The sequence below is a fragment of the Mesorhizobium dulcispinae genome, from assembly GCF_033977345.1.
GTDB lineage: Bacteria > Pseudomonadota > Alphaproteobacteria > Rhizobiales > Rhizobiaceae > Mesorhizobium > Mesorhizobium dulcispinae.
Genome location: NZ_JAVIIY010000044.1, coordinates 1 through 5264, shown reverse-complemented (window position 1 = coordinate 5264; position 5264 = coordinate 1). Strand labels below are relative to the sequence as shown.

General features: G+C 58.6%; 5 protein-coding genes and 4 pseudogenes. 6 read left to right on the top strand and 3 right to left on the bottom strand.

From position 1 onward, the window contains the following. Positions 1-58 precede the first annotated feature (58 nt). Positions 59-201 (top strand): annotated as a pseudogene (locus tag RFN30_RS32510) (aldehyde dehydrogenase family protein); the annotation flags it as partial. Between the two features lie 433 nt (positions 202-634). On the opposite strand, the gene RFN30_RS32070 reads toward RFN30_RS32510, so the two are convergent. Genes RFN30_RS32070 through RFN30_RS32060 form a run of 3 tightly spaced genes read right to left on the bottom strand, consistent with a single transcriptional unit; the run spans position 635 to position 2768 of the window. Beyond that, the gene (locus tag RFN30_RS32070) at positions 635-1531 is read right to left on the bottom strand and encodes a tyrosine-type recombinase/integrase (protein WP_320265952.1); all 897 of its coding nucleotides are present in this window, start codon (positions 1529-1531) and stop codon (positions 635-637) included. Then, the gene (locus RFN30_RS32065) at positions 1528-2037 is read right to left on the bottom strand and encodes a tyrosine-type recombinase/integrase (RefSeq protein WP_320265951.1); all 510 of its coding nucleotides are present in this window, start codon (positions 2035-2037) and stop codon (positions 1528-1530) included. The genes RFN30_RS32070 and RFN30_RS32065 overlap by 4 nt, the downstream gene beginning before the upstream one ends. Continuing rightward, on the bottom strand, positions 2010-2768 hold the full coding sequence (locus tag RFN30_RS32060) for a site-specific integrase (RefSeq protein WP_320265950.1): 759 nt from the start codon (positions 2766-2768) through the stop codon (positions 2010-2012). Before RFN30_RS32060 ends, RFN30_RS32065 begins: the two co-directional genes overlap by 28 nt. Positions 2769-2892: 124 nt before the next feature. On the opposite strand from RFN30_RS32060, the pseudogene RFN30_RS32055 reads away from it, so the two are divergent. The 5 genes and pseudogenes from RFN30_RS32055 to RFN30_RS32035 form a co-directional block, all read left to right on the top strand. Continuing rightward, positions 2893-3033 (top strand): annotated as a pseudogene (locus RFN30_RS32055) (transposase domain-containing protein); the annotation flags it as partial. A 2-nt stretch (positions 3034-3035) separates the two neighbouring features. Next, the gene (locus tag RFN30_RS32050; RefSeq protein WP_320265949.1) at positions 3036-3272 is read left to right on the top strand and encodes a hypothetical protein; all 237 of its coding nucleotides are present in this window, start codon (positions 3036-3038) and stop codon (positions 3270-3272) included. Positions 3273-3414: 142 nt separating this feature from the next. Next, positions 3415-3650: pseudogene (locus tag RFN30_RS32045) on the top strand (transposase); the annotation flags it as partial. A 30-nt stretch (positions 3651-3680) separates the two neighbouring features. Then, positions 3681-3950 (top strand): annotated as a pseudogene (locus RFN30_RS32040) (hypothetical protein); the annotation flags it as partial. A gap of 309 nt (positions 3951-4259) precedes the next feature. Further along, the gene (locus RFN30_RS32035; protein ID WP_320265948.1) at positions 4260-5021 is read left to right on the top strand and encodes a class I SAM-dependent methyltransferase; all 762 of its coding nucleotides are present in this window, start codon (positions 4260-4262) and stop codon (positions 5019-5021) included. Positions 5022-5264: the final 243 nt, after the last annotated feature.

Sequence of the window (5264 nt, the reverse complement as noted above, 5' to 3'; positions counted from 1 at the left end):
GAACGCCAACGCTTGGTCCATCGCACAAGGGCGCAAGCAGCCAGCCCGGCGATAGAAGGCACCACAGCCTGTCGCCGGCTGCACCGTGGTCCTCAAGCCTGCAGAACAGACGCCGCTCGTCGCAGGTGCGATGTTTGCCCTGGCGCGAACTGCTGGTTCCCTGACGGCGCTCTGAAGCCGGTTCACGCTTCGGATGGCGACTGGAGTGCACCCCCAAACTGAGACAAGGAAAATCGCGGACAGTTTCCCTACAAAGAGAGGAAACTGGGGCGTGGCAAGGCGCCTCCACGCGCGAACGCGAGGGCGGGAGCCATCCGTTTCCAACTCGCTCACAAATCCGACAAACTGCAACCCCTGGATTTCTCTCGAGAATCAGACCCGACAACACGCGAGGCGGGTCTTCTGAAGTCTGAGGGGGAGCAAGTTCAAATTAAAGGCGATTTCAGAGACCGGGTAGCCTATGCCATAGGCCTCGCTGGTGAACTCAATGCCGCCGCCGCAGCAGCTCAAGGAATGATCGATTCCACAATCAATATCGAGGCGACTAGAGGCGAGTCGGACAACAAGCAAGTCGCCGGGTCAAGCGAGCGCAGGTGGGACCTACATCCTGAAGCGATGAAGTTGCTCGCTCCGCCTATTGAGGTCTCGCGTGGACCATCAGCTCTGGCGCAGCGGACAGGTACCAGTAGGTGTCGCGAACACAAGCGTGGCCGAGAAAGGTGGAGAGGACCGGCAGCTCGCGCTCGACATCTTCGCCCGCACGGTACCAGTTGATCAGGGTCTGGACGGCGAAACGATGGCGCAAATCGTGAACCCGTGGACCGTTGCGCTGCCCCTTTTGCCGCAGGCCGATCTGTCGCGACAGTTTCCAGAACACGCGGTGCACGTATTGGTGCAGCAATCTGCCGCCCTGCTCAGCGACAAAGAAACAGGGGCTGCGCGGGGCGCCGAGATGCGCGTCGCGTCGCCTGGCATAGTCCGACAGCACGGCGACCGTCGTGGCATGGAGCGGGACCAGCCGCGACTTGCCGAACTTCGACTCCCGAACGGTGAGGACGCCTTGGTCGAGATCGACGTCATCCCGGCGCAAACCGAGCGCTTCGGAATGGCGTAGTCCGGCTACCGCTATCAATCCGAACAGGCAATGATACGTCCAGCGACGCAGGGCGTTGGCTGGCGGCAGCGACAATGCCGCCGCCAAAAGCGCCGTGATCTCTGTATCGGTATAGATGGAGGGCTTTGCCCGCCGCGCTGGCGGCACAGCATCTTGAGGTGGCACTTCCGTCAGGGTGTCGAAATGAGTGAGGTGTTGAGCGAAGCAGCGCACATCGGTCAGGCGGATGGACCAGCTCGGTTGCCGGCCGATCAATGTCACCCACTCCATCGCCAGCGCAGTGGTGATTGTCTCGGCACCGCGAGCCTCCATGAAGGTGACGAAATCCGATAACCGTTGGGCGGGGCCATGGTACTTGTATCCCAGCCCCTGGCGCATGCCCACATAGCGCTCAAGCGCGGTGCGAAGCCGGCTCATTGGACACCTCCCGGCCAGGGCAGGCTCAGTTCGCGCAGCTTCTCGATATCGAGCTTGGCATAGATCCTTGTGCTGTCGGTGTTCTGGTGGCGAAGCAACTGGCCGATCTCGGCAAAGCTGGCGCCCGACCGCAGCAAGTCAGTTGCAAGGCTGTGGCGGAAGAGGTGGGCGCCGTGGTGCGCATAACCATGAATGCACGCCCGCTCGAGTGCCTCTTTCGCTATCATCGTGATGGCGCAGCCGGAGGCAAAGCCGACATGTGGCGCAAGGATCCGCAGAAACAGCCGACGACACGCTGAAGCCGGTCGCCCGTGCCGGATGTAAGGGACGATAGCTGCGCCGACATCATGGCGAAGCGGCACCGTCGCTTGCCTTCGTCCCTTGCCATGGACAAGGATACTGCCCAACTGCCAGTCGATATCGTCAAGACTGAGCGCCGCAACCTCGCTGGCGCGCAAGCCAAGCTTGGCCAGCACCATCAGAACCGCATGATCCCGAAGCCCCATTGCCGTGGTCCGGTCGCAGGCATCCAGAACCTTCTGAACCTTCTGTGGCGGCAAGAAAGTTGGCAGGCCAGCAAGCCGCCAGCGGCGTATTGATGGCACGCAATCGGCCACGCTGCCGAAATGAAACCCTTCAGATGCAAGTAGCGCAGGAAGGCGCGCACCACCCCGCACATCGCCTTGCCGCTGTCGGCGGAGCCGTCGAGAGCATGTCGCTCGACATAACCGATGACGATCTCCGGGGTGAGCGCCGCGAACCCAACTGCGCCAGCCGGACAGACCTCCTGCAGAAATCGATGTGACAGCAGCTTATGGCTTTCCACGGTCGAGGCGGCGAGTCCCCTCTCATTCGTGAGATAATCCGCGAAAACATCAACTATCTGCTGATGCTCCGTGCGCTCAATCGGGAGGGCAGCTGGGATCAAGCCTTCCCGTCGCAATGCAGAAAGCAAGCGCCGGAGCGCCGATCGATCGCCCGAGTCGCGGGTCCAGTGTTTGGAGCGGTGTTCAAGAAACCGCTCAACATGATCTTCGCTTAAATCCTGGGGAGCGTGCCCGCTGCCAACGTGCCAATCCATCAGGTCGCGAAACAGGCTTAGCGATCGCCAGGTGCACTGCCGAGCATAGCCTTCGCGCGTCAATCTGGCTGCGTAAACGCGTGAAAACTCGCCATAGGGGCCGTGGATCAGCTTCCGATACAGCGTACTGCGTTGCAGATAATCACTTGCATTCATGTGTCCTCTCCTTCGCGCCAATCGCGACGGAGAGACCCTAATCTATGCCGTTCCAGCTACGGCTAAACCATGAAAAACGCTGGCGGAAACGCGCCAGCTCGGCATAGTTCGGCGTTCGGCATAAACCTGTAAGTTGAACGGCATCAATCCGGAGGCCTATCTAGCCGACCTGATCGGCCGCGTCAGCGACCATCCGGCCAATCGCATCGACGAGCTTCTCCCCTGGAGCTGGAGTCCCCGATCCGACACCAGACTGGCGGCCTGACCATGGCTGCGATCACCCGGGTCTACACCCTCCCGCTCGCCGCCGAAATGCTCGGCCAAGATGCCGAACTGCTGTGGGAGGTCTATGTCGACATGGAACCGGAGGACGGCTGCCTCTGGGTCTGTGGGCCCGACGATCAGCAGATCCCCGCCTTCACAGACTTCGGTCTCGAATGCCTGACCGACTTCATCCGCGAGCACAAAGCCAATCGCAACAGCGGTCAAAATGATGCCCGGTAAGAGCTCCGGGTCATCACCGGGCGCTTACATCGAGCCTGTCCTTTGCCGAGGCGCGCGGGAGCGAGACGCTGGCGGACTGGCTGGAATGCCAGTGCATGTGCTGGAGGCCTTCGGCGGCGCGCCAGCACTGCTGGTCCCCGACAATGCCAATATCCCCCCGGACCTCGACGTCCACATCGTTATGGATAACTACGCGACTTCATAAAACCGCGCTGGTCAAGTCATGGCTGGCGCGACGGCCGCACTACCATGTTTCACTTCACGCGGACATCGGCATCTTGGATCAACCAGATCGAACGCTGGTTTGCCGACCTCACCCGCAAGCAGTTGCGCCGCGGCGTCCACACCTCGACCAGCCAACTCGAAGCCGACATCCGATTCAGATGATTAGGTCGAGCGCATGACTGCACCATCCAGGACGGGACCCTCAAGCGATTCCACTACGACAATCACGACCAACTACGTCGGCACCTTGTCGACTTCGCCGCAGCCCACAACTTCGGCCGCAGGCTGAAGATCCTCAAACGCGCCCTACGAGTTCATCTGCAAGACATGGGCTTCCCAGCCCGAGCGCTTCACTCTCAGCAAAATGCCGGGACCAAACGTTTAGGCGTCAAGACGAGTGGGGTCTGGCCTTTCCGCAAGCGAATATGCGGCAGTGCAATTGCCTTCGTATGACCAGCTGAGCTCAACCCATACCTCCGTGGCGCTACCCGCCGCGGGTGTCGCGTTTGGCATTTTGTGTGCAAGTCGGGCGTCGATGAGCTCCGTACTGCCTATCGCCGCGATGCTCTCCGAGTGCGTCCGATATGTGATCCGGCCGAGCATCCCAAACCGCCAGATTACAACCAAGTGCAACGCGCCGTTACCAACAGCTTCAAGAACGGATAGAAATATTCACAAATCTTTCGTTTAAACGACGCTCTGATCTGTGCAACAATCCGGTCTCGACCATCAGAACATAAAGGAAATAACATGGAAAAGTGCATGAACTATGATATGAGTAACGCCATTTCCTTACCAGAGATCGACTCATATTTCGACGAAGATCACTTGCATCTTAGCGATTTGGTCAATCCGCCGGAAAAAAGTGACAGGGACGTAAGAGCAATTTGGGAGCTTCTTTCACTTAAACAAGGCGGATCAGTCCTTGAACTCGGATGCGGTTATGGACGGATTGCCAACCGATTGGCCGAAAGAGGAGCGCGTGTAACTGGATTGGATATTTCGCCGACCTTGCTAGAAAAAGCTAAAGCGGATGCTGCTGACCGCCGGGTAGAAGTTGAGTATGTCCTTGGCGATATGCGCTCAATACCCTGGCAAGATCGGTTTGACTCGGCCTTTTTGTGGTACACGACATTTGGTTACTTTGATGACGCGGATAATGAGAGAGTCCTTCATGAAGCTGCCTCTTCACTTCGAAAGGGCGGGCGTCTGCTAATCGATCAGAACAATCGCTTCGCTTTGCAACGCGACAAGTCGCCTACCTACCATGTTTGGCAGCGTAACGACGATATTAAAATCAATATATTTAGCTACGATGCGCTAACGGATCGTGGAAACTCCGAAAGGATCGTCGTCCGCAATGGATGCGTTAGACGAACACGTTTTTCTGTCAGACACTACGGGTTTTCTGAATATGTTCGCATGTTACGGAACGCGGGGTTCGAGACTGTTGAAGCCTACGGGCAGGAGGGCGAAGAGTTCACATCCTGTGGCCCGCGACTCGTGGTCGTCGCGCACAAGTAAGTGGGCGTTGGGGGAGATTGATCGGGACCGCTTCTACGGGTTAAAATACGTATGGCCCGCCGGTCGGCAAGAGGATCTGCGCCAGAAATGGTGACGTCGAGCGCAGCCTTGATGCGAGGGTTGACGTCATCGTGCGCCTCGCGGACTAAGCGCGTCAGTTCCAAAGGCGTCACTTCACTAGCCCGTCTTATGCACGACGATGGGCCTTTGAGGCTGGCGGATGTAGCTTAAGCGATCGATTTG